This window comes from Aeribacillus sp. FSL K6-8394 (assembly GCF_038008865.1).
Taxonomy (GTDB): Bacteria; Bacillota; Bacilli; order Bacillales; family Aeribacillaceae; genus Aeribacillus; species Aeribacillus composti.
This window is the reverse complement of the sequence record NZ_JBBPAA010000001.1, coordinates 1,006,238-1,028,400: the sequence shown is the minus strand read 5'-3', so window position 1 is coordinate 1,028,400 and position 22,163 is coordinate 1,006,238. Positions and strand designations below refer to the sequence as shown.

Below are 22,163 nucleotides of genomic sequence, written 5' to 3'. Positions count from 1 at the left end.
TGAAATTTCCAACAAAAAAAAGGCATCCGTGATGGATACCCTTTTTCATTATTTTTGTACTAAGGAATCTAGAATATCATCGATGATTTGCGAATTAGCAATAGAGCCTGTGTACAACCAGCTTTTTTCAGGTGAAAATTCAAAAACGTTGCCTGCTTTTACAGCCGGAATGCTTTTCCATATAGCATCACTTAAAGGTGCTGCATTGGAACCGTCACTATTAATTAAGAACAAATAGTCAGCATCCAATTCTACTAATTTCTCTAAAGAGATAGAGCTCCAGTTATCTGCTGAGTTTGCTGAAATTTCTTTTACAACTTTTGGCACTTTTAATCCTAAGTCTCCGTACATGACGGCACCGCTTGAAAGTTTTTCATTTACGATAAAGAATTGTCCGCCTACTAACCAGACTGCTGCGACAGAAGGATTTCCTACTTTTTCTTTAATTGTCTCTTTCGCTTCGGCTACTTTGGCGTCATATTCTTCTAGAGCTTTTTCCGCTTCTTTTTCCTTTCCTAATACTTCGCCAATAAGCTTCAATTCTTTGCGCCAATCGCTGTTATCTTCTTCACCAATAACAAAAGTAGGGGCGATTTGATTATATTGTTCATATTTTCCGCCTTCTACCATGCTAGCGGAGTCCATTATAATTAAGTCCGGATTCATTTTTTGAACTGCTTCAAACGGAAGATCATGAGGAATGGTTGGAATTCCTTTCAGCTCATCTTGCAGATAATCTTGTACGGTTTTCCCGTCGTTTACACTCCATTGTGCGACAGGTTTTACGCCAAGGGCAACAAGATGATCTTCAAGATAGCTGGCAATAATTCTTTTTGGATTAGCAGGAACTTCCACTTTATTTCCCATTCCATCTGTTAATGTTCTTGTTTCTGCTGACTTTTCATTCTCATTTGAAGCTTGATCCGATCCGGAAGAGGAGTCGGTTCCTTGTCCGCCGCAAGCGGTTAGTGATAGAGCTAATAGCGCAGCTCCTATTAGAGAAAATAACTTTTTCTGAAATACCATTTCTAAACCTCCAACTCATATGATAAAATAAATTTTTGAGAAGCAATAATGATAACCATTTTCAATTAAAATATATCTCTGCCACTTTGTCAATCTTAATTTTTATCATTTGGAGGAAAAATGGTTTATGGATTCAACGATACATACGAAAACCACTTCAGAATCTTTACATAAAAGCAAAAATAGATGGATTGCTCTTATCGTTCTTTTCATAGGCATCATTGGCCTATTTCTGTCAGTTGTCATATCGATTCGTTTTGGTGCTGCGGATTTGAGTTATCGGGATGTTCTTGGTGCGTTTTTTGCCTTTGAAGAGGACAATCAAGCTCATGTCATTGTCAGGGAATTGCGTTTGCCCCGTGCAGTCGCAGCCATTCTCGTCGGTTCTGCCTTGGCTGTTTCCGGTGCTATTATGCAAGGAATGACTAGGAATCCATTAGCCTCTCCTTCTATTATGGGTGTAACGGCAGGATCGTCCTTTCTCATTGCCATTGCGCTGGCATTTTTACCGGGAATCTCTTATTTCGGTCTATCAATCTTTTCTTTTATAGGTTCAGGTCTTGGCGCTTGTCTTGTGTTCGGCATTAGCTCCCTTTCCCGCGGAGGGATGACGCCTGTGAAGCTGGCTTTGGCCGGGTCAGCGATTACATCACTCCTAACCTCCTTATCGACTGCGATCGGAATTAAATTTAATATTGCAAAGGATATCAGCTATTTTTTTGCGGGAGGAGTTTCAGCTGTCCAACCAACCCAAGTCCATTTTCTTTTGCCGTTCGTCATTTCCGGTCTTTTGCTGGCCATCTTACTGTCGCGCTCTATTACCGTCCTTAACTTGGGCGAAGAAGCTGCCAAAAGTCTCGGGCAAAATACAAATGTGGTAAAATTTTTAGGAGCGGTCACGGTGCTGCTTTTAACAGGGGCAGCTGTTTCAATTGCTGGAGTGATTGGCTTTGTCGGACTCATCGTTCCTCATATTACACGGTTTTTAGTCGGAACGGATTACCGTTGGATTATTCCTTGTTCTGCCGTTTTAGGCGGGATTTTATTAATTGCGGCTGATATTGTCGGACGCATGGTGAATGCTCCGTTTGAAACTCCTGTTGGAGCGATAACTGCCGTTGTAGGGGTTCCCTTCTTCCTCTATTTAGCCCGTAAAGAGGGGAGGGTGTAACATGTCAAAAAGATTAATAAACTTCAAAACATTGTTTTTTTCAACTATTTTTTTCATCATTATAACCGCAATCATAAGCATTAATGCCGGCTATATACAAATACCTCTTCATGAGGTCATTGCCGCCTTATTAGGAAATGGAACAGATCAAAATGAATTGACCATATTCCAATTCCGTTTGCCTAGAATATTCATGGCATTGCTCGTAGGGATGGGAATCTCCCTTTCAGGGGCTATCCTCCAAGGGGTTACGCAAAATCCGTTAGCGGATCCGGGAATATTGGGGATTAATTCAGGAGCAGGGTTTGCCGTTGTATTATATATGTTCTTTTTCCAAGGAGCTTCCTTTTTGAACGGCTGGGCTTCCGTGTATGTTTTGCCCATAACGGCTTTAGCAGGCGCTTTTCTTACTGCCGTCTTAATCTATTTTTTATCTCGAAAAAATGGACATATTACACCGATAAGACTTTTATTAATGGGAATAGGGATGAATGGGGCATTCAATGCCGGCATCCTCATCTTCCAAATGAAAATGGAACCGAATGATTTTACAAGAGCACTTACTTGGCTGTCGGGAGCCATCTGGGGTGCGAACTGGAACTATGTGTGGGCGCTGTTACCATGGTTATTGATCCTTATTCCGATCGCGATTTATAAATCAAAGGTTCTCGATATATTGCTTTTAGGTGATTCAACAGCAACAGGGGTAGGAATAAACGTTGCAAGAGAACGCAAGATTTTATTAATCATTGCCGTTACACTGGCAGGAGTTTGTGTAGCGGTTGGCGGAGGGATAACGTTCCTTGGCTTGCTTGCCCCTCATATTACAAGGCAACTAGTCGGGCCAAAGCATTCGAAATGCTTGCCCCTGACTGCTGCTTTAGGAAGCTTCATTCTTTTGGCTGCAGATACATTAGGACGGGTTATCATGGCTCCTTCAGAGCTGCCTGTCGGGATCGTTGTTTCCATTTTGGGGGCGCCTTATTTTATATATTTGCTAATAAAATCAATTTGACGCTATATACAGCAAGATTTCATTACACCGCTTCGTCTCAAAAAAAACTATACGAATTTGTCTAAAAGCGGCCCGGTTAAATGAGGGAAGGGACAAACACCTCCAGTGTCGAATACATCAAATAAATTCGATGAATGGAGGTGTTTGTTTTATCCAAAAGATCAAGTGATCAACGTCTTTTTCATTATTGCAGCTTGAAGCTGCGCTTGTTCGTTATAAAAACTGTTTTCTGCCGGCGAAAGGATGATCGTTGCCATGCTATCCCGCAATTAATACAAAAACAAGCCAGGCGAGCCCCGGTCCAAGCGCTACGACTACTGCAGCAGAAAGTAAAAGCTGTTTGAAAAATACATTCTCTTTTACCCCTTGAACGTTTGCGAGCAGCAATGCACCGTTAGTGGAGAAGGGGCTTAAATCGACGATGCTTGAAGAAACGGCAATGGCTGAAACGACACCGACGGAAGAAATGGTCGGGTCCTGTAAAATGGGCGCTGCCAGCGGGATGATAGCTGCCAGAATCCCTGTTGTCGAGGCAAAAGCTGAAACGATGCCTCCTACGTATGACGACGCAAGGGCTGCGATTACCGGATTTCCTACTTTTGCGATTAATTCAGTCATGTAATCGATCGTTCCAATTGTTTCTAAAACGCCTACGTATGTGACAATACCAGTTATTAAGAGAATCACAGACCAAGGCATCCGTGATAGAACGCCCTTTTGCTGCTTTGGAGCAATTAATGCTAGCACTAATCCTACTCCAAGCGCTGCAAAGCCAATATCGATATCGAACATAAGAGCGAGGACGACGAGTGTGATGATCCCTAAAAGTGTGATGCCTCTGTAAAAAGTTAATCCATTTTCTTGTGATTTATTGTTCTCATTTGCGGAGGACCCTTCAGCTCTAGACGCTGCATCTTCTTCGGCAGCAGTTCGTTTTTTCAGCAGCCGAAGTCCTCCCAAAACGATGAACACAATCACAGAAACAAATACACTGAAGATAAAAGCGTTTATGAAAAGCAACCCCGGTGAATGAGGAAGATCTCTTGCCTGCATAACGCCGTTAACAATCACTCCATAAGGATTAAGCAGTGAGAAGGATCCCGCTGTGGAACCAATCACTAACAATAACCCCATCAAGAGAGGATTAATGTTGTATCGTGCGGCAAAACGCAGCGCAATCGGCGCTAGGATCGCAATAGCAGCAGGTCCCAAAGTGCCGACGCTAGTTAAAATAGCGCAAAGCAAAAACATTATCCATGGCACGAGACCTAGATTACCTCTGACTAGGCGAAGACCCCATCCGGTAATCAAATCAACTGTCCCGTTTTTCTCAACAATTGAAAACAGATAAGTCACTCCAGCAAGAGTGACGAACAATTCAGCCGGAAAACCGCTGTAAATGTCGTCAATATTTAATCCGCTGAATACAACTCCGACGATAAAAGCAGCGACGAACCCTAAAACACCGAGGTTAATTGGCAAAACTGAACCTACAATAAACATCAACAGAAGCACAATAATTCCAATGAGCTCAATACTCATATTGATTTTTCCTCCTAAGCTTTGGAATGAAAATAGAAAATCCTAAAAATTTGAAACCGCTTTCTAAAAACCCCAGCTTACTAAATCGACGATCGACAATGCATTATAAGAATATGAATGGCTAGAATAAAGGTGACTTTTTATTTGAATATTCTGAAAAATATAATTTCAAATCATAAATCGCACCTCTCGAAAAAATAATTGAAATGTATGCTTTTTATTTTGAATGACATACTGAACATTTCGGCGACTTCACAAGGAAATCGGCTGCTTATCCTATTTGTTAGAAGGCGGTCCAAGGGCAAAATAAAGAGAGAACAGCATTCATAAGATAAAGTGTTTTTCGCACATTCCCTCCTTTTCTCCGTTTTTCATTCATCACAGATTATTTGCAGCTATTCATTCATTTACAAAAATGTTTACGAAAGCAAAATGAAAAATATGCATCTTTGTCAATTGTCGACAGGATGTACGAAGCGATGAAATATTCGTAATAAAAATTTGAATATTCTTATTTATGAAGTCATTTATAATGAAAGGGATCACATTAATTTTTATATATGGAGGAAGGAGAACTTCTATAAATTTCGAATAAATTAGAGCAGTGCAGCAAACGAAAGATTTGCGGAAAATCTTCCAATACAATGCCGACTTTACAGAATTTTTCGATTTGTATTTATAAACAAGTTATAATAGGATTATAAAAAATAGACAGTCGACATTATAGAGAGGAAGAGCGGGAATGAAAAATAATCAATTATTTTACAATCATTCGTTGTCCCACAAAATAGCGGAAAAAATAACAAACCAAATTATGGCGGGGGAGCTGAAGCCCGGAGAAAAAATTATTGAATCCACTTACGCAGAAGAGTTTGGAACGAGCAGGGCGCCTATTCGAGAGTCGCTCTATTTGCTGGAAAATGAAGGGTTAATAGAGCGAATTCCTAGAAAAGGCGCTGTAGTGAAAGGCTATACGGAAGATGAAGTTTATGATCTTCTTGAAATGAGAATCGTATTGGAAAGCCTTGCGATGAAAAGAATTAAAGTCCGCGGGGTAAATGAAGAAATTCTTAAGAAAATGGGGCAATTGGTACAAAAGATGTCAGAGGTTGATGACGAAAAACAGTATGCCAATCTGAACCAAGAGTTTCATATGCTCATCATTGAAATGAGCAAAAGCGAAATTATTAAAGAAATGTATTGGAGATTAGGACGTCCTTTGCTTGTACTTCAAAGAATATCGTTTCTTGAAGAGGAGCATATAAAAAAGTCTTTGAAGGAACACCGCATTATTTTAGATTTGTTAAAGGAAAACCTGATCGATGAAGCGCTTGTTTTGCTTGAAAATCATAATCATAGCGTAATTAAAAGGGTCGAAAACAAAACGAAAAATAAACAATCGTACTAGCAGCAAAAAAGGGAAAACAACGAGCGCTGTAAATGTCTTGAAACGAACAGCATATACATGATTTTCGGGAGTTCATATGAAGGAGTGAAGCCCTTTTCATATAAGCTCCTTTTTTTATTTTTCAGCTTATTGACTGGGTCATAATCAAAACATGGTTTTCTCAGCAAACGCAAAATAAAAATTTGAAATTTTTAGAATTTTCATTGACTTTTATAACATGAGGGGATATCATGGTTGTAACAAGATGATTGTCGACAGTCGTCCATTTTCTAGGAAGAGCTTTTTTTGAATTCTGATGGTGTTGTTAAAAAATATGAAGACAAGAGATAGGTGATTTTTAATGAGGGTAACGATTAGTCAGGTCGAGGCGGATGGGAAAATTATACTTCAGGAAAGTGCCGGGCTTGCCATTGTAACGATCCAACGTCCACACCTAAAAAATGCTATAACATCGGGGATGTGGAGGGAGCTGGCGGAAATCGGAAGGCTGATTCCTGAAAACCCGAAAACACGAGTGGTGATCCTGCGCGGAAGCAAGGATCAATTTTGTTCAGGTTCTGATTTGAAAGAATTTAACCAAATGTCGATTAACGAAGCGCACGAAGCTTTCCGCTTAATGGAACAAGCCATTTCGGCGTTTGAAAAACTTCCGTTGCCAACCATTGCCGCTATAAATGGTCCGGCATTAGGTGCAGGATTTGTTCTATCTTTAGCGTGTGATCTTCGGGTTGGGACCTCTAAAGCTAAAATGGGAATCCCAGTCGGACGGCTGGGAATAACGTTAAACCAAATGTTTGTAAAACGGATTGCAGATCTGATCGGAGGGAGCCGGACGATGGATTTAGTTTATACAGGTCGACTGCTTGATGCTTCAGAATGCTGTCAATTGGGATTAGTTAATTACATGGTTCCGGATGATGAGGATGTGGATCATTTTACATTACGTTTGGCGAAAAAAGTTATGGAGCAGTCACCGGCGTCTCTTCTTGCTGTTAAAAGATCTGTCGCCTACAATAAACCGGCACTTTCATTTCCGTGGGATACAGGTACGGCGTCCAGTATTGACGCAAATGATTTTCCTGAAGGTGTTCGTTCCTTTGTAGAAAAAAGAAAACCGAATTTTAAAGGGAGAGGTTGACATGCTGCCACTTGCAGGAATTAAAATTATTGACTTAACAAGAATATTGAGCGGCCCTTTTTGCACAATGACATTAGCTGATTTAGGCGCCGAGGTGATAAAAATAGAAAGTCCGCAAGGGGATGATACAAGGCAATGGGGTCCTCCGTTCATTAAAAATGAAAGCGCGTACTTTCTAAGTGTCAACCGCAATAAGAAAAGTGTTGTTTTAAATTTAAAAGATCCAAAAGGAAAAGAAATTTTACTGAAAATGGTAGAAGAAGCGGATGTTGTTGTTGAAAACTTTCGACCCGGCACATTAAAAAAGCTCGGAATTGATTATGACATCTTAAAGCAGCATAACCGCAGAGTTATTCTTGCTTCGATTTCCGGCTTCGGTCAAACAGGACCGTATTCAAAAAAGCCTGGTTATGATGTCCTGGCTCAAGGAATGGGCGGGTTAATGTCCGTTACAGGCGAACCAGGCGGTACACCAGTTAAAGCTGGATATTCTTTGGCAGACATCGGCGCAGGCATGTGGGCCACAATCGGCATACTGTCAGCACTTTGGGAAAGAGAGCGTTCAGGTCAAGGACAATGGATCGATGTCTCCTTGCTCGACACGATGGTTTCTTGGCAAACGTACCTTGCCGGCAATTATTTTGCGACAAACAATGATCCAAAGCCGCTGGGAGGAGCTCATCCGAATATTGTGCCTTACCAGGTTTTTGAAGCTTCGGACGGCCACTTTATTCTTGCAGTAGGAAATGACAGCCTTTGGAATTCGTTGGTTGACGTATTGGATGTGGAAGCTCTTAGAGACCAGAAATTTAAAACGAATCCGGACCGGGTTCAAAATAGAGATGAACTGATTTCCATACTTGAAGAAATATTTAAAAGAAAAGCGAGAGACGAATGGGTTGACATATTGGAATCAGCGAAAATTCCATGCGGACCTGTTAATAAGCTTTCGGACATTTTAAATGATGCCCATATCAAGGAAAGGGAAATGGTCGTTGAAATGGAGCATCCTTCCCTCGGCATCTTAAAAATGCTTGGTGTACCTGTAAAATTATCGCGCACACCGGGCAGGATCAAAACGGTCCCTCCAGCTCAGGGGGAGCATAGTGAAACCGTTCTAAAGCAAATGGGCTACAGTGAAGAAGAGATAGAAACATTTATAAAAGAGGGGATTATTATCCCTCAACAAAAATGTGTGTAATTCGATAAAATTAAGTCGACAATCGACTAAAAATATTTTAATAATTTGCTAGTTTTTTCAAGTAAAAAAACTTCCTCTGTTTTATTGTGTATGATGCTCGATCCAAAGCCTATTTTTTTGAAATTCATGAATATTAATATCCCACATAACAATCGGAGTCCCGAAACAAACATTTGCTGTCATACGAACTGAATTTTCCTGTAAATAGACAGAATAGAGTTTCCGATTTGCCGGATCCGGTCCGCCTTTAAGTTTTACGGGCATTTTCCTTCAGGTTGAAAGATTTTTAAGAAAGGGGTATTCACCCAATGCGCGTATTCGCTCTTGTTGGCCGCAGCGGCACGGGAAAAAGCACCAGCGCACTTTCTTTTGCACATAGTAAAAACATACCGGCTATGATTGATGATGGATTGTTAATTTATAAAGGGCGAAAAGCTGCAGGGAGTTCAGCGAAATATGAAAAGAACTATATAACCGCTATTAAACGGGCTGTCTTTTTTTATGAGGATCACCGAAAAGAAGTCCAAAATGCTATTAAAGCACTTGATATTCATTCGCTTCTTATTATTGGTACGTCTACAAAAATGGTTGATCAAATTGCGGAAACATTGCAATTAGGAAAAATCACCAAATATTACAAAATTGAAGAAATTAGATCGTCAAAGGAAATCAACATGGCATTATATGTGAGAAAAACAGAGGGGAAACATATTATTCCGATTCCATATGTACAAGTCGAACAAAATATTTTAAAGAAGATCATTATGAAGGGAAAGAAAATTTTTTCTACCCAAAAAGAAGAGATTGGTGAAACAACGATTATCAGACCACGGTTTCATCAAGGAACCATCCACATTTCTGAACACGTTTTAAAACAAATCATTTCCCATGCCTGCACTTCGGTAGAAGCAGTGAAAAAATGCCATCGGATAGATATTGCATTAAACGAGCTGCCGAATATAAAAATCACCCTCACCATGTTTTATCCATTGGATGAAGCATTACCCGTCATCGCAGAAAAGATTCAACAAAAAGTTGCTGAAGATTTTTTAAAGTTTTTAAATATAGAGTTAAATAGCATTACTATTCATATCAGTAAATTGTCGATGGAACACTCTTATCCTGCATCAATGATCCGGACTGCGCGCATATGATTTGGGCTGATAAGTTATGCAAAATTAGGTAATCGTAGCTGAGCAAAGGGGTGCCATATGATCAAAAAGTCAGTCATTATTATAAAAATGGCAAATGTAAAAGAACGGATTATACAGTAAAAGGCATATTGAAAAAATAAATTCATATAGAGCAAGTATTATATTTTTAATGCTGACAGCACAAATGCAAATGCTCCAGATAAACCTAGCATCATTTTGAATTCAGGATGCTCCTGAAGCTTCTTTTTAATAGAAAGTAAGCCTATAATTAAAGAAGGTAAAGTAACCCCCCACCAAAATAAAGCCCATTCAATCGGCAGAAAACCTTCCATAATATGCATGAATATGCATGGCGATGGCCTGTTCCGGGATAAAAACGAATAGAAATGATTGGGAGCTTCCTTTTCGGCCCAACAGCGATGAGTGTTGTTGGATTTATTGTTCTCTTTTTCCAATCATTATTGCTTGCTCATGGGGGGATCACAACTTTAGGAGCTAATGCCTTTTCGATGGCTGTTGTTGGACCCATCATTTCTTATCTAGTTTATAAAGGAGCTTCCAAAGCAGGTTTTTCATTTTCTATTGCCGTCTTCTTAGCTGCTACTTTAGGTGATTTGGGCACATATGTGATGACATCCTTTCAATTAGCTATCGCTTTTCCTTCCGAGGTTGGCGGTATGATGGCTTCTTTTGCTAAATTCTCTACTATTTTTGCTTTTACGCAAATTCCTTTGGCAATCAGTGAAGGACTGTTAACAGTCATTATTATGAATGTGTTAACAAAATATAATCTACAAGCACTGAAGCTGTTGCATGTTTTACCTAAGGAGGGCCGTTAAAAATGAAGAATTTCATACTGCTTTTAATTGTGGTGGTGCTCAGTGTGTTCCCGCTTTTGATCCATCAAAATGCAGAGTTCGGCGGGGCAGATGGACAAGCGGAAGAAGAAATCAGTAAAATTGCGCCTGAATATAAACCATGGTTTCAAGCTCTTTGGGAGCCTCCAAGCGGGGAAATTGAAAGCTTGTTATTCGCTTTGCAAGCGGCAATCGGGGCTGGGTTTATAGGATATTTTATTGGCCTGATGAGAGGAAAAAATAAACAGGCTGGTGAAAAAGACGAGAAGGTGCCTTATGCTGCTGATCGATAAATATGCGTATTTCAACGGGCTGCGTAATGTTCATCCAGTGGAAAAAATCACACTTTCTCTTTGCTTGCTTTTGTTTATTTTAATCGCCAAAGCCCCTTTGGTGTCACTCATCGCTTTTATAGTAATGAGTACTTTTATTGTTGTTGTCGCAAGGATTCCTCTGTCATATTATATGAAGCTGCTTGCAATACCAATGTTTTTTCTATTTTCAGGAATCGTCACGATCCTCATCTCTTTCACCGATGGCCAAACTTTCAACTCGGATGTTATTTGGTCCGCGCATATAGGTGACTGGCAAATTTTCATAAGCAAAGAAAGTCTCAATCGATCGGTAAATCTTGTTTTTATGGTACTGAGCAGTGTGAGCTGTTTATACTTTTTGATTTTAACAACACCATTGACAGCCATTCTCCAAGTATTGCGGAAGCTAAAGTTACCTCCATTATTTATTGAGTTGATTACGTTAACGTATCGATTCATTTTTGTATTCTTGGAAGAATCAGTAACAATATATCAATCGCAGTCTTCCCGGCTTGGGTATATAACCATTAGACAAGGCATGAAGTCGCTTGGACTATTGATTTCTGTCCTATTTTTAAAAGTATTTGAACGGACGAAACAATTAACAATTGCTATGAACTCCAGAGGATATGAAGATGAGATTTTGTTCTTTGATCAATCGTATCGCTACTCCTCTGTCAATTGGTTCACCATCGCAATCATTTTTGCAGGAATGATGATCATTTATGTACAGTTTGGAGGAATCTTATGATGCAGCCAATTCTTTTTAATATCGATCAATTATCTCATTGTTATGCTGATGGTACCATTGCTTTGAGAAACGTCACTCTTACAATTAAGCAAGGAAAGAAAATAGCCTTATTAGGAAATAACGGTGCTGGGAAATCTACATGTAAACTAGCACATTATTTCAGAATCCCTTTTTCAAATTATTTCAGGCGGATTCGGAAATAATGTGCAAAATTTTTGCGGATTGTTCCGGATTTTGCACATTCTTTCGGAACGTTTGCACGCTCTTTCAGATGAAGATTTCCAGCGCGCCTGATGGACCGATGGAAAAGAGAAAGCACAAAAGAGGCCGATTCGGCCCCTTTCGTGCTAATACCCCATTTCCTCTGCGGCCATGCGCACCACTTCTTCGTCAATGGCGTCCTTTTTCAGCTGATACCCGTATAACAGGCACGTCGTGGCTAACGTGTTGATCACCCGAGGCCATCCCCGCGACTGCAGGGCAATCGCCTCTAACGCCGATGGGGTGAAGATCGGGTGCTTCGCCCCGGCCTGTTTCATCCGATGCTTGATGTAGCCCGCCACCTCTTCCTTCTCCAGCGGCCCCATCCGGTATCGCATGATGATCCGCTGGTCGAGAGGGCGGTGCTGATTGAGCCGCAGCTTCCCCTGTAAATGGGGCAGCCCGGCCAAAATCAAGACAAATGGGTTGGTCGAATCCATCTCAAAGTTGAACAAGATCGCGATGTCCTGTAAAAATGCATCCTTCGCTAAATGCATCTCGTCCAAAATGAACACCGGCGTGATCCGCCGTTCATGATACAATCGCTCGATCGCCTGCTGGATTTGGCGGAAGAGGTCTACCTTGCGGTACTTCGGTTCCTCTCCTAATCCCAAGGCCAAACCACGGTAAAAATCCATCACGCCTCCGGTGGATAACGGAAAGTAGACGACATGATACAATGATGGATTCAATGATTCTTTCAGCGCCCGAAGGGCGAACGTCTTGCCCGCCCCCGGCTCTCCGATCAACAGCCCGATCCCCCGGGTTCGTTTCACGTACTCCATCGCCCGCAACGCTTCCTGAAACGACGCCCCTTGATACGCCTCGGACGGGTCTGTTTCTTTCGCAAACGGCTCCCGCGAAAGGGAGTAAAACGATTTATACACCGTGTTCTCCCTCCTTCGCCGGAATCGCCGCAAACGGGGACCGATGGCGTTTTACATAGGCGTTGTCCTCCAAACGAACCCGAACGGCCTCCGCCACCTTCCTTCCATCTTCGTACACATAGACGCCCCGTTCGTCATAGCGGAGTTCAATCGATTGCCCAATGAACCGGGGCGGCACTTCATACAGCTGCTTGTTCAAGGTGATCGTTCCATCGGCTTTGACCTTGCGGTGCTCCCGCTTCAGAAAAATCGCATCCAGCCAATCGCTATCTTCGATGAACGACACGAGATGCACTTGCGATTGAAACACCTCATGCGGCGTTTTTCCGTCCAGCGAGGCGTGCGGTTTTCGATGATACTCCTCTTCAAGCCACCTCCAAAAGCGCTCGTTCAGCTCTTCGAGCGACTTCGGGGGATCCAACTCCAGCAGCGGATAAAACCGCGTCTGTACGGTGCGGAAGAACCGTTCGATTTTCCCTTTGCTTTGCGGGTCATACGGCTGGGTGTGGATGAGCGTAATTCCCATCTCGGCGCACGCATACTGCAGCACCTCGGATCGATAAATTTTCCCGTTGTCCGAGTAAATGCGCTTCGGCTTCCCGCAACGAAGCACCGCTTCCTTCGTGACGATCCGCAGCCCGTCAAACTTCTCCGAAGGGAAAAACTGCGCGTACGGCACAAACCGCGAGCAGTCATCGATATAGGCGATCAAAAACGTTTTCTGGGCTTTCCCATTGACTCGAATCGTTGGTCCATGGGATAAGTCCCCTTGCCAAAGCTCATTGATCTGGTCATACGCAAAGCGCTTTCGCTCCGGCATGGGCAAGATTTCTTTCCCGACAAGTGTGTTTTTTCAACAATCGGTATATAGTAAAGTAAGAGGTATGATTTTCTGGGATTTCCCCCTGCTCGATCAGGTGTTCGTAGAACACCGTCACGGGCATGGTGGGATGTTCTTTTCTTAGGGCTAAAATATGATCCTCATCATCGGGCGACAGACGCCTTGAGTGGCCGCGGTCCGAACGGCGCTTCGGCTTTAAGGCGTCAAAGCCCCCTTTTTTGTATCGGGTGCACCAATCGAGGATCGTCTTGGCTGCGATTCGTTTGTCGCCCTGGTGGGGAACATGGTGCACTCGCTCGCTCACCTCTTTCAGATACGTCTTCGGTTCCACCTGCCCATTCACCAACGGAGCGATTAGCCCGTACCGAAACAGGGCAATGTCGTGTCTCATCGACTCATCCATTCGAATCTCCTCCTTGTCTCACTTGGAATCAGGACCGTTCCGGTCCGTCTGCCCTTATCGTACCGGATCGCTTTTTCTCCGTCGATAGGAAAGGTTTGTGGGAACCTCAACTATTTCCAATTTAGGATATGTATGTAAAATCAGGATCCCATTTGATTCGCAAAAGGGTGTCGGAATCCGTCCTCCCACATGTCTCTGATGACCGAATAGAGACCGTGTTTCTCCAACGTCCGGATCCACCAGGAAGCCCGTTCCTTTTCTTTTTTCACGATAGGGCCTATGATCCTCCACCGCCTCGCAAAAAAGCTGTGAAGGCTTGATAGGTTTCGGCAGAACCGTCGGACATAAAAGATGATGCCGTCCTTTGTCGGGAGAAACGGAGCCCGGTTCGTCCCCTCGGTCAATCCCAACTGCTCTTTCACGACTTGCCATATGGCGGACAACGTATACTGAAAATACGGGAGGAGAAAGGAAGGCAGCACACTCACCGTCTTCAAGCATTCCCGACAGCGATACCGGACAATCCAAATGCGATAATCACCATGTGGGGTCAATGCGTTTCGCTCATAGTAACCGTGGCGGTGCAACGGGCGCTTGGCCCGGCAATGCGGACACTTTTTCAGAAGAGGGAAGTCGTTTTCTTTTCCACGCTCTGCATACGTTTGGACGTCAATGCCAAAGTCATGAAATTGAATCACGTCCTCCTCCCCCTCCTATGAACCGATGGATTTTCTCTTCCGAAATAATTCACAAAAAATTTAGCACATTCTTTCAGAAAAGGGGAGAGGGATTTCTGAAGGAATGTGCAAAAAAATGGCTCTTTTGTTCCGAAATAAAGTGATAATTTACAATTTACAGAAAATTCTTGACAGCGCCTATTTTTGTATATAAAATTAATTTTGGATTCAATAATAGAAAGCGTATACAAATTTAATGGATATTATAGAGGGAGGGGAGAAATCAAGGGAAAAAAATTTAATTAGATTTGGACTTTTTATTCTTAAATGAAAGAAAAAAATAGTGAGGAGTAGGGATCGAAATGGAAACATCAGTAAAACTGCTGGTAGATAGGGCAAGAGCTGCCCAAAAGATTGTTGAAACCTATTCGCAAAGAAGACTGGATGAATTAGCCGCAGCAATTGTATATTCTTTATCAAGGGATAAATTGGCAAGGGAAATTGCAGAATTGGCTGTTAGAGAAACGGATATGGGAAACGAGGAATCGAAGGCGAGAAAACTTACCAAGAAAATTCCGGCGATATTTTATCAAATTAAATCAGTCAAAACAGTTGGGGTTATTGAGCATGATAAAGAAAAGGGGATTAAAAAAATTGCCAAGCCAGTGGGTGTAATTGCCGCTTTAATACCAAGCACTAATCCTGAAGCCACTCCCGTTTTTAAGGGCATATTAAGCTTAAGGGCAAGAAATGCGATCATTTTCGCTCCACATCCGAGAAGTAAGCTAACTACGAAGCGCGTAGTCGATATTATGAGAGAAATTCTCAAAAAAAATGGTGCGCCACAAGATTTGTTTATCTGTGTGGAAAATCCTTCAAAGGAAATCTCTCAACAACTCATGAGCCAATGCGATTTGACAATGGCAACAGGTAGTTCGGATATGGTTAAGGCTGCTTACAGCTCAGGAAAACCTGCTTATGGGGTAGGGACGGGAAATGCTGTGGTGGTTATAGATGAAACCGCCGATTTAGTAGATGCAGCAAAGAAAATAAAAATTGGTAAATTAAGTGATTATGCTTCAGGATGTTCAGCTGAAAATTCATTGGTTATCAAAGATAGCGTTTATGATGAAATGGTCTCTTTGCTGCAAAAAGAAGGGGGATACCTCCTCAATGCGGAAGAGAAAGAAAAACTGAAAAGAACGATGTGGGTAAACGGTCAACTATCCAGGGAAATCGTGGCCAAATCTGCAGAAAGGATCGCTAAGGCCGCACAGATAACCATCCCAGCCGGGACGGAATTTCTTATGGTAGAGGAGACGGGAATCGGTAAGGATTATCCTTTTTCTGGGGAAAAGATGTCGGTAGTACTAACTCTGTACAAGTATCATGATTTTGATGAAGCCATAGAAAAAGTAAACCGAATAACAGAGTATTCTGGAAGCGGCCATTCATGTGGTATTCATTCATTTAATGAGGACCACATTATGAAATTGGCTCTTCATACCAAAACTGCAAGAGTGATTGTAAGACAACCACATGGTGTTGCAAACAGTGGTGCGTGGTTTAATGGTTTAGCCAATACGTTCTCACTGGGCTGCGGCACCTGGGGAGGAAATATAGTATCAGAAAACATCACGCAAAAACATTATATGAACATAACTTGGGTAGCGGAACCAATTGACAGGGAAGAAGCAACTGAAGAGGAAATATATGGCGATCTAATACAAAATGTAGCACTTTACCATTCATAATGATCTTTATTAAATTAAATTATGTAGCTTCTATGGTTGGGAGGAGAGCATTTTGTATCATTTTCAATTGGTACCGAGTATTTATGAGTTTGAAAAATTCCATGAATTTGCAGAAAGATTTAATATTTCTCCGGAAGACGTGATTTTCACAGAAAAATTGTTCTATGAAAGATATATAAAGGATAAGGTGCAGTGTCGGTTTATCTTTCTCGATGATTATGGTCTCGGGGAGCCTAGCGATCTTGTCATCGATAAGATTTTAAAAGACATTCGTGGGCAAGAAATCAAAAGAATTATTGGCATTGGTGGAGGTACAATTCTTGATATAACTAAATTGCTTTGTATAAAAGATGCTTCGAGTACAGAGGAAATCTTCGAATCTAAGATTCCGCTGGTGCGGGATAAAGAACTTATCCTTATTCCTACAACATGCGGAACGGGAAGCGAGGTCACTTGTGTCTCTGTTGTAGATATTACGAAAAAGAAAACTAAGATTGGCAAACGAATTGATGCTAATTTTGCTGATTCTGCCGTATTGATTGAGGAACTGTTGGACAGCATTCCGGAGAACGTGTTTACTTACAGCTCAGCTGACGCCTTAATCCATGCCATGGAGATTTTTGTAGCCAGGACCGGTAATCCCTATAATGATGTTTTTTGTAAAGAAGCCATCAAAATTATCCTTTCAAACTATAGAAAGTTGGTTAAAAACGGATTGGAAGAAAGGTTCAAATATATAAGGGAATTTTTAAGAGCAGCAACTTTTGCCGGTATTGCCCTTTCGAATACTACTTGTGGCGCGGTACACGCTCTATCGATGCATTTTGGAAGTGTGCATAATGTTCCCCATGGGGAATCTAATGTTAGATTTTTCATGGGTGTATTTAAAAAATATGCGGAACTGGCACCGGAAGGGAAACTGTTGGAACTTAGCCGCATTATTAATGAAGCTTTAGAAATCGATACGGATTTGTTAGGTTCATTCCAAGCCCTTGAAGAAATCATCAATCATTTAATCCCAAGAAAAAGATTGAGGGAGTATGGTGTTAAAGCAGAAAATATTGAGCATTATGTTGACAAAGTCATTGAAACTCAGCAGCGGCTTTTAGTCAATAATTATGTCGAGTTGTCCCGTGACGATCTAATTTCAATTTATCGTAGCGTATATTAAAAATTGTTCTTAAGCAGTTAGAATTAATAACTGTAGATGAGCAAATCCGCTAACATAAATTTACAACCAAACAAAAAAGAAGACATGAACCCGATTCCTTGGTTAGAATAGATGTGCCAAAAAACCATTCAAACAAGGAGGTTCATGTCTCATGAATAGACTAGCACATCATCAAGGAATTCACAAGTTTTTCACGATGTTAGGATTGGCGCTTTATTTCTCGAAACCTGTTATGAAGCATCTTGTTCATATCGTGGATGCCATGATCACCAAGGGCTTTTCGGGAACACTAACCGATTTACATCATGGGAGTTTTCATCCGAACCATCGAACGACACTCAGCCATTTTTTCACGAAAAGCCCGTGGGAGGAAGAGACATTGCTTCGCAAACTCCAGCAATGGATGCTTCATCGTGTCGAACGGATCGCCAAACAGAAAAATCAACCCCTTTTTGTTTCGATCGATGATACGATTTGCCAAAAAACAAAGCCTTCGTCACGGGCCACGCACGCCATTCAAGGGTGTGATTGGCACTATTCTCACACAGAGAAAAAGTCGATCTGGGGACATTCTCTTGTTTGGCTCATGGTTCATACGATGACCCAGGCTTTTCCCTTTGCGTTCCGCCTCTACGACAAGGCGGCTGGGAAAAGCAAGGGGGAACTCGCGATCGAGATGCTTTCTTCTTTGGATGTACGCCGTCCCGTTTATGTGCTGATGGATTCGTGGTATCCATCGCAAGCGCTCGTGGAAGCCTGTCTGAAAAAAGGATTTCACGTCATCGCGATGCTCAAAACGAACCGGATTCTCTATCCGAAAGGCATCGCCATCCAAGCCAAACAGTTTGCCCGCTATATCGAACCGAACGACACCCATCTCGTCACGGTGGGAGAAGAGCGTTATCGCGTGTATCGCTACGAGGGATCGCTGAAAGGTCTCGATGATGCCGTTGTGTTGTTGGCTTGGAAAGCCGATCAGCCGATGACACCCGAACATCTTCACTGCGTCTTGAGCACCGACCGGGAGCTAAGCGATGAAGAGATCTTGCGCTACTATGCCCAACGTTGGTCGATCGAATGCTTTTTTCGACAAGCGAAAGACCAGCTGAAGCTCGATGGGTACCGCGTTCGCGGGCGTCGGGCGGTGAAACGGTATTGGATCTTGGTGCAACTCGCTTATGTGTACAGTATGGTCGAGTCCAACCGGGATTTCCCTACTGGGCTTGATCTTCTCCGAACGAAGAAAGGGCATAGTCTTGTCGAGTTCATTTACCATGCAGCGAAGCAAGATATTCCCATTGATGTTGTCAAAAAACAGCTCCATGTGGCATAAGGGGTACCCTGTTTGTCTCTTTTGGTATGGTAATTATTGTAATTAAAATTGCTCAACTACAGTTAATAATTAAATAATTAACACTTTTTAGTAAATAAATTGTCTTAACATATTTATTACCGAATTTAAGGATTGGTCTGTGAAATGCCTTCTGTTCAATTTTTAGAAAAACAAGAAAATCTAAGATTACCACTATGAGTTTGGGTGTCAGAGAGGACAGGTAAATAATTGAGGAGGGTTAAAAGAGTGAAAAGATTGTTGTTAATCCTTGCTAGTTTGATAGTGATTTTATCAGCATGCGGGGGAGGATCTAGCTCCGCACCGGTAGAGTCTAGTGGGGATTCGGCGTCGACGCCCGATTCTCAAACGGATGGAAGCTCAGGAAAATCGTCAGAACAACCGTTGGTGTTGAAATTTGGACACGTATTGGCACCAGATCATCCATACCAGCTTGGAGCAGAAAAGTTTAAAGAAATAGTGGAAAGCAATGCTCCTGAACCGATTAGTGTTGAAATTTATCATAGTGCCCAACTGGGCAGCGAGCGAGACTTAACTGAAGGATTACAGCTGGGTACAATCGATTTGGCCATTGCTCCTGGAACGATTGCTAATTTCGAACCAGCGATGAAAATTCTTGACTTACCGTATATATTCCGAGATAAAGAACACGCTTATAAAGTACTAGACGGAGAAATCGGTGATCAACTAGCTTCCGGTCTTCCTGAAAAAAATTTGAGACTGCTGGCCTATTGGGAAAATGGATTCCGACATATTACCAACAATATAAGACCGATCTATACGCCAGATGATCTTGAAGGCATTAAAATAAGGGTGCCTGAAAATCCTACGTATGTTGACACATTCAATAACTGGAATGCTAATGTTAACACCATGGCATTTGGAGAGTTATTTACAGCTCTTCAACAAAAAACGGTTGATGGCCAGGAGAATCCGCTCGCTTTGATTTATACCAGTAAATTTTATGAAGCACAAAAATACTTATCCCTATCTGGTCACTTTTATGGACCCGCTCAGTTGTTGATATCTGAGATTACGTGGAATAAGCTTTCCCCAGAAATGCAAGAAGTAGTTAAAAAAGCAGCAGAAGAAGCGAGGGACTACCAACGGCAAATCGTAAGCGAGAAAGAAGAAGAATATTTACAAAAATTGAAAGATGAAGGCATGGAAGTTAACGAGGTTGATTCTGAAGCATTTATAGAATCCGTAAAACCGGTTTGGGAGAAATATAGAGGTGAATTTGGAGATCTCATCGATCAAATCCAAAATATAAACTAATTTAATAAAGTGTGGTGAAAGATAGGGAAGTCAATAGATTTCCCTATCTTTCCCAACAAATAGTTGGAAAGGAGTAGAATGATGCAACGGGTAATTAAATTCGCCGACTTAGTAAACAAAATTGTCGGCTACATACTTGCAATAATGATGGGTATTATGTCAGTTATGGTCATTATTCAAGTTTTTAACCGCTCTTTTTTTAACTTTTCTCTTTATTGGACAGAAGAACTTACTCGTTATCTCATGATCTATATTGTTTTTTTGGGCTCAAGTATTGCAGTAAGACAGAAAAAAATGATCTCCATAGAATTGCTTCCACAAATGTTCACCGATAATAAACGAAAATTCATCTCGGTGATTGTCCTGCTTTTATCGATTGGGTTCTATATGATTATGCTGTATTGGGGAATACAAATTCTAGACCAGGTAAAAGAACAAGCCTCACCAGGAATGGGATTATCAATGGCCATTCCTTACGCTTCAATTCCGATCGGTGGTTTTTTGTTGGCCCTTAATGCGTTTGCTTTAATTATTGATGAATTGACTTCCCGCGGGAAAGGAGGATGAACTATGTTTGCCGTATTAATGATTTTCTTCCTAATTTTTATCGCAATAAGTGTTCCGATTGCCGTATCATTGGGATTGGCTTCGGCAATTGCACTTTGGTGGGATGGTGGAACGCCGATTATCGTGCTAGTACAACGATTGTTTACTTCGATAGACTCTTTCCCTTTAATGGCTATACCGTTCTTTATCCTTGCCGGAACCCTTATGGAATACGGAGGAATATCTAAAAGATTGATAAACCTTGCCAATGCATTAACTGGTCATTTGCCAGGAGGTCTAGCAATTGTAACTATTATAGCGGCAATGTTTTTCTCCGCTATTTCAGGTTCAAGTGCAGCAACGACGGCAGCGCTGGGAAGTTTGTTGATACCGGCCATGATCAATCGAGGGTATCCTCCCAATTTTGCAGCTGGAACACAGGCGGTTGCAGGAGAGCTTGGGATCATTATTCCCCCTAGTATTCCAATGGTATTGTATGGAGTTACTGTCTCTGTTTCAATCGGGGATATGTTTATGTCCGGTATTGTGCCGGGAATCTTAATCGGATTTTCATTGATCTTAACTGTCTATATTATTGCAAAAAGACGTGATTATAAACCTGAACCGAGAAAATCATTGTCTGAAATATTTATAGCTTTTAAAGAAGCTTTCTGGGCTTTATTAATGCCTGTTATTATCCTTGGAGGTATATATGGTGGCTTTTTTACCCCTACTGAAGCGGCTAGTATTGCAATTGGATATGCTTTTATAGTCGGAGTAATAATCTATAAAGAGATTAAATTGAAACAACTGATCAAAATATTTATTCAATCTGGAATTACCACGGCGACCATTATGTTTATAATTTCTAGTGCTGGATTGTTTGGCTGGATCATTACTAGTGAGAACATTTCGCAACTGGTTACACAATTTATCACTGGTATTTCAGATAATCCTCTTATTTTCTTGTTAGTAGTTAATATCTTTCTGTTAATTGTTGGAATGTTTATGGAAACCAATGCGTCTATTATTATTCTGGCTCCTTTATTAGTTCCGGTAGCTGTGCAACTAGGAATTGATCCTGTTCACTTCGGGATTATTATGATCGTGAATTTGGCCTTGGGGATGTGCACGCCTCCGGTTGGGGTTAATTTGTTCATTTCAGCTCAATTGGCCAAAATCAGACTGGATCAAATTACGGTAGGGATACTCCCTTATTATGTTACGTTGTTAATCACGTTGCTAATCATTACGTATATTCCGCACTTATCAATCGGTCTTTTACAACTATTGAAATAGAGGAAGTTAATAGATAAACAAAAAATAGATTAAAAATTTATCAATAGCAATTATTAAAGCAGAGATTAGTGTTAAATTGCTATGACAAATAACCTTAGCGGAAGAGAACTTTAATAAG

Annotated in this window: 19 protein-coding genes and 3 pseudogenes; 16 read left to right on the top strand and 6 right to left on the bottom strand. The window is 41.5% G+C overall.

What is annotated here, in order from left to right; all coding sequences use genetic code 11:
• Positions 1–48: 48 nt before the first annotated feature.
• A complete protein-coding gene (locus NSR00_RS04750) occupies positions 49–1,026 on the bottom strand; it encodes an ABC transporter substrate-binding protein (protein ID WP_340787351.1) in 978 nt (325 codons plus the stop codon).
• A 127-nt stretch (positions 1,027–1,153) separates the two neighbouring features.
• Between NSR00_RS04750 and NSR00_RS04745 the strand changes: the two genes are divergently transcribed.
• Positions 1,154–2,197, top strand: a complete 1,044-nt coding sequence (locus NSR00_RS04745; RefSeq protein WP_311066153.1) for a FecCD family ABC transporter permease — start codon at positions 1,154–1,156, stop codon at positions 2,195–2,197.
• Position 2,198: 1 nt separating this feature from the next.
• Positions 2,199–3,212, top strand: coding sequence for a FecCD family ABC transporter permease (locus NSR00_RS04740; protein ID WP_327848727.1), 1,014 nt, complete (start codon positions 2,199–2,201; stop codon positions 3,210–3,212).
• A 258-nt stretch (positions 3,213–3,470) separates the two neighbouring features.
• On the opposite strand, the gene NSR00_RS04735 is transcribed toward NSR00_RS04740, so the two are convergent.
• Complete coding sequence (locus NSR00_RS04735; RefSeq protein ID WP_340787346.1) at positions 3,471–4,754, bottom strand: SLC13 family permease; 1,284 nt, start codon at positions 4,752–4,754, stop codon at positions 3,471–3,473.
• Positions 4,755–5,496: 742 nt separating this feature from the next.
• On the opposite strand from NSR00_RS04735, the gene NSR00_RS04730 reads away from it, so the two are divergent.
• From NSR00_RS04730 to NSR00_RS04715, 4 genes are all read left to right on the top strand, one after another.
• The gene (locus NSR00_RS04730) at positions 5,497–6,162 is read left to right on the top strand and encodes a GntR family transcriptional regulator (RefSeq protein WP_339192870.1); all 666 of its coding nucleotides are present in this window, start codon (positions 5,497–5,499) and stop codon (positions 6,160–6,162) included.
• Between the two features lie 340 nt (positions 6,163–6,502).
• On the top strand, positions 6,503–7,300 hold the full coding sequence (locus NSR00_RS04725; RefSeq protein WP_339192869.1) for an enoyl-CoA hydratase/isomerase family protein: 798 nt from the start codon (positions 6,503–6,505) through the stop codon (positions 7,298–7,300).
• A gap of 1 nt (position 7,301) precedes the next feature.
• Positions 7,302–8,501: a CaiB/BaiF CoA transferase family protein gene (locus tag NSR00_RS04720; protein WP_339192867.1), complete on the top strand. Its 1,200-nt coding sequence runs from the start codon at positions 7,302–7,304 to the stop codon at positions 8,499–8,501.
• 308 nt (positions 8,502–8,809) lie between these two features.
• Positions 8,810–9,655 carry a hypothetical protein gene (locus NSR00_RS04715; RefSeq protein ID WP_311066149.1) on the top strand — a complete coding sequence of 282 codons (846 nt, stop codon included), beginning with the start codon at positions 8,810–8,812 and terminating at the stop codon, positions 9,653–9,655.
• Positions 9,656–9,816: 161 nt separating this feature from the next.
• Here NSR00_RS04715 and NSR00_RS04710 read toward each other — a convergent pair.
• Positions 9,817–9,996 (bottom strand): annotated as a pseudogene (locus tag NSR00_RS04710) (energy-coupling factor ABC transporter permease); the annotation flags it as partial.
• Positions 9,997–10,044: 48 nt separating this feature from the next.
• Here NSR00_RS04710 and NSR00_RS04705 point away from each other — a divergent pair.
• The 4 genes and pseudogenes from NSR00_RS04705 to NSR00_RS04690 form a co-directional block, all read left to right on the top strand.
• Positions 10,045–10,494, top strand: a pseudogene (locus NSR00_RS04705) (energy-coupling factor ABC transporter permease); the annotation flags it as partial.
• 2 nt (positions 10,495–10,496) lie between these two features.
• Positions 10,497–10,805, top strand: coding sequence for an energy-coupling factor ABC transporter substrate-binding protein (locus NSR00_RS04700; protein WP_340787338.1), 309 nt, complete (start codon positions 10,497–10,499; stop codon positions 10,803–10,805).
• Positions 10,789–11,577: a cobalt ECF transporter T component CbiQ gene (gene cbiQ / locus NSR00_RS04695; RefSeq protein ID WP_340787336.1), complete on the top strand. Its 789-nt coding sequence runs from the start codon at positions 10,789–10,791 to the stop codon at positions 11,575–11,577. The genes NSR00_RS04700 and cbiQ overlap by 17 nt, the downstream gene beginning before the upstream one ends.
• Positions 11,574–11,780 (top strand): ATP-binding cassette domain-containing protein, encoded by a 207-nt coding sequence (locus NSR00_RS04690; RefSeq protein WP_340787334.1) that lies wholly within the window; start codon positions 11,574–11,576, stop codon positions 11,778–11,780. Before cbiQ ends, NSR00_RS04690 begins: the two co-directional genes overlap by 4 nt.
• 144 nt (positions 11,781–11,924) lie before the next feature.
• Here NSR00_RS04690 and NSR00_RS04685 read toward each other — a convergent pair whose 3' ends face one another.
• From NSR00_RS04685 to NSR00_RS04675, 3 genes and pseudogenes are all read right to left on the bottom strand, one after another.
• Positions 11,925–12,725: an ExeA family protein gene (locus NSR00_RS04685; protein ID WP_340787332.1), complete on the bottom strand. Its 801-nt coding sequence runs from the start codon at positions 12,723–12,725 to the stop codon at positions 11,925–11,927.
• Positions 12,718–13,969: pseudogene (locus NSR00_RS04680) on the bottom strand (IS481 family transposase). Before NSR00_RS04680 ends, NSR00_RS04685 begins: the two are co-directional and overlap by 8 nt.
• Positions 13,970–14,109: 140 nt before the next feature.
• Entirely contained in the window at positions 14,110–14,667 is a 558-nt protein-coding gene (locus NSR00_RS04675; RefSeq protein WP_042412494.1) for a DUF6431 domain-containing protein, read from the bottom strand.
• 341 nt (positions 14,668–15,008) lie between these two features.
• On the opposite strand from NSR00_RS04675, the gene NSR00_RS04670 reads away from it, so the two are divergent.
• The 6 genes from NSR00_RS04670 (at position 15,009) to NSR00_RS04645 (ending at position 22,045) form a co-directional block, all read left to right on the top strand.
• On the top strand, positions 15,009–16,400 hold the full coding sequence (locus NSR00_RS04670) for an aldehyde dehydrogenase family protein (protein ID WP_340787313.1): 1,392 nt from the start codon (positions 15,009–15,011) through the stop codon (positions 16,398–16,400).
• Between the two features lie 52 nt (positions 16,401–16,452).
• Entirely contained in the window at positions 16,453–17,571 is a 1,119-nt protein-coding gene (locus tag NSR00_RS04665; protein ID WP_340787311.1) for an iron-containing alcohol dehydrogenase, read from the top strand.
• Positions 17,572–17,722: 151 nt separating this feature from the next.
• Positions 17,723–18,904, top strand: coding sequence for an IS701 family transposase (locus NSR00_RS04660; RefSeq protein ID WP_340787309.1), 1,182 nt, complete (start codon positions 17,723–17,725; stop codon positions 18,902–18,904).
• 246 nt (positions 18,905–19,150) lie between these two features.
• Positions 19,151–20,200 carry a TRAP transporter substrate-binding protein gene (locus NSR00_RS04655; protein ID WP_340787306.1) on the top strand — a complete coding sequence of 350 codons (1,050 nt, stop codon included), beginning with the start codon at positions 19,151–19,153 and terminating at the stop codon, positions 20,198–20,200.
• Between the two features lie 81 nt (positions 20,201–20,281).
• On the top strand, positions 20,282–20,767 hold the full coding sequence (locus tag NSR00_RS04650; protein ID WP_340787305.1) for a TRAP transporter small permease: 486 nt from the start codon (positions 20,282–20,284) through the stop codon (positions 20,765–20,767).
• 3 nt (positions 20,768–20,770) lie between these two features.
• Positions 20,771–22,045, top strand: coding sequence for a TRAP transporter large permease (locus NSR00_RS04645; RefSeq protein WP_340787302.1), 1,275 nt, complete (start codon positions 20,771–20,773; stop codon positions 22,043–22,045).
• The last annotated feature ends 118 nt before the right edge of the window (positions 22,046–22,163 follow it).